Consider the following 274-nt stretch of genomic DNA (forward strand, 5'->3'; position numbering starts at 1 on the left):
TCTGACCCGCCCGCCACCCCGCCGGGGGGCCCACAGGGGGGGGGGGGCGGGGGGGGGGGGGGGGGGGGGGCCCCCGCCCCCCCCCCCCCGCCGCCGCGCACGCCCTCGTCCAGGTCTTCGCCTCCGACATGCGCCACTTCGAGCGCGTACTGGAGCGCATCGCGGGCGAACCGTTCGTGGAGCGCACCAAGTCGGTGCTGGTCCTCTCCCCGCTCCTGCGCCGCTTCACCTCGGGCGCCCCGGCCTGACCGCCGCCCCCCGGACACTGCTGCGC

At 80.3% G+C, this 274-nt stretch carries 1 pseudogene; it reads left to right on the top strand.

Annotated features, from left to right (window positions below):
* Window positions 1-95: 95 nt before the first annotated feature.
* Window positions 96-248, top strand: a pseudogene (locus ACFXA3_RS37050) (Lrp/AsnC ligand binding domain-containing protein); the annotation flags it as partial.
* Between the last annotated feature and the right edge of the window lie 26 nt (window positions 249-274).

The sequence above is a fragment of the Streptomyces sp. NPDC059456 genome (assembly GCF_042750055.1).
In the GTDB taxonomy this organism is placed as follows: Bacteria; Actinomycetota; Actinomycetes; order Streptomycetales; family Streptomycetaceae; genus Streptomyces.